2 protein-coding genes are annotated in these 1611 nt (G+C 38.9%); one reads left to right on the top strand and one right to left on the bottom strand.

Annotated features, from left to right (window positions below; all coding sequences use genetic code 11):
• Positions 1-281 precede the first annotated feature (281 nt).
• Positions 282-470, top strand: coding sequence for a hypothetical protein (locus ACFQU8_RS09725; protein WP_382359256.1), 189 nt, complete (start codon positions 282-284; stop codon positions 468-470).
• A gap of 372 nt (positions 471-842) precedes the next feature.
• Here ACFQU8_RS09725 and ACFQU8_RS09720 read toward each other — a convergent pair whose 3' ends face one another.
• A complete protein-coding gene (locus ACFQU8_RS09720; protein ID WP_382359253.1) occupies positions 843-1154 on the bottom strand; it encodes a DUF5839 family protein in 312 nt (103 codons plus the stop codon).
• Positions 1155-1611 lie beyond the last annotated feature (457 nt).

The following is a 1611-nucleotide window of genomic DNA, read 5'->3' as shown; positions in this document are numbered from 1 at the left end:
TTTTAGTTCAACTACCATTATACAAGATTTGGGGAGGTACTTCCTTTTTTACGTTTTTAAGTCCTTGCGCCGCAAGGGCTATGAATTATGAAATTCGCTCATATATTAATTAATTTGAAAGGAATATCATTATTATGCCTTGCGCACCTTATAAAGACGCCAATTATTATGTAAACATGTATTTTCAACTATGTGTGAGCAATAACGGAACACAAGTTGATGTGAGTATTGAACCTACGGAATATAGCGGATTATCTGATGGAAGTAGAAGTAACTGGCGTATGCAGTTACAACGTAAACAGAGCACTGGCATTTATGAAACAATCGGAACACGGGAAGGCTATGTCAGTGTAACAAGTCCTAGTTATCGTACATTCACAAATGTTAAATCAGGATCCGATGATATGAGAATTTACCTTCTTTATTATGAAGATGATATTGATAATATCGTGGAATTCTATAGACCGTAATCGGCATAGACAGACTATGTGGTATACATTGATATCCCACATAGTCTGTCTATGCCCAACGCCCTGAAAAGGTATAATTAAGAGTATTTAAAAAATAATCCATGTCAAAATGGTTTCGTCTCTTTTGCAATGCCCCAAAATGAATTATGTTGTTTTTTTGAAACATAATTCATTTTGGGGCACCTTTCAAAAAGTACACTTTTTGAAAAAGTTCAAGCTACTTAACCTCACCGTTTGAAGAAAAACGGACAAAAACACCCAAGATGTTTTCAAGTCTTTTACATTAATTGTTATATTAATCATTTATTGATTGCATCTTAAAATTTTGGTTTTAAAAGCTATTAAAATAACGATCAGACCACTGCTTATACCTTATGAGCGTTCCGATGATGAAGCCTGACTTTGACTGGTACCTTCAGGTGCCCTCTCAATGATATTCATCACCTGTTTATAGTGTTTCTTGTTGTTTGACGTTTCCTCCCGGAAGACATCCATAACCAAAACGGGTTTGGGGCCTTTAGCTGTGGCAACCTGAACAATATCCCCTTTCTGGATCGGTGTTTCTTCATCCCGCCGAAAACGCTTATGAATATGCCAATAAAATAGTTTGTCTGTATTTAAGATTAAAGCCCCGTTTTCACTTCCCATAATGTGATAACCTGCGATAACATTACGCTCGTCCATGTCGATTCCATCCCCTTCTATTAGATTGGTTGCCAGTTTCATGCCTGAATACAAGCAGTGCGTGCCGCATAAGTATCAAAAGTCATCACTTGGCCCGTTTAGTTCCTCAAATGACGGGTGCGCTCACGGACTGACAGCATGACCTTCCATCAAAGCGTAGCCACCCATTGGCACTCTGAGCAACTAGTAAGGCTGGTGGTGACACTTGCTTGCTTTATCCGGGTGGCGATTAATGAACCAACCATCCGAAAGCGCACAGATCCTGCTCAAATCGTTTTAAATGCTAAATGACCATTTACCCTGTCAGTTTAAAATGAAAGCACACAGACAGTCTGTGAAACTATAAATGGTAAATTAGCTTAGGATTATCATCAAACTTCCGGGTCCAGGCCATCATTTAGCCAGTCATAATACATACTCGTATCACGCTGCGCTTGTTGCTGCTGAGCCATCTGGT

Origin of the sequence: Lentibacillus kimchii, from assembly GCF_042666895.1 — a bacterium.
GTDB classification, from domain to species: domain Bacteria; phylum Bacillota; class Bacilli; order Bacillales; family Amphibacillaceae; genus Lentibacillus; species Lentibacillus kimchii.
This window is presented reverse-complemented; position numbering and strand designations above follow the sequence as displayed.

Coding starts and splice junctions, on each gene's coding strand:
- ACFQU8_RS09725 (WP_382359256.1), top strand. CDS start 282: ATGCAGTTACAACGTAAACAGAGCACTGGCATTTATGAAACAATCGGA.
- ACFQU8_RS09720 (WP_382359253.1), bottom strand. CDS start 1,154: ATGGACGAGCGTAATGTTATCGCAGGTTATCACATTATGGGAAGTGAA.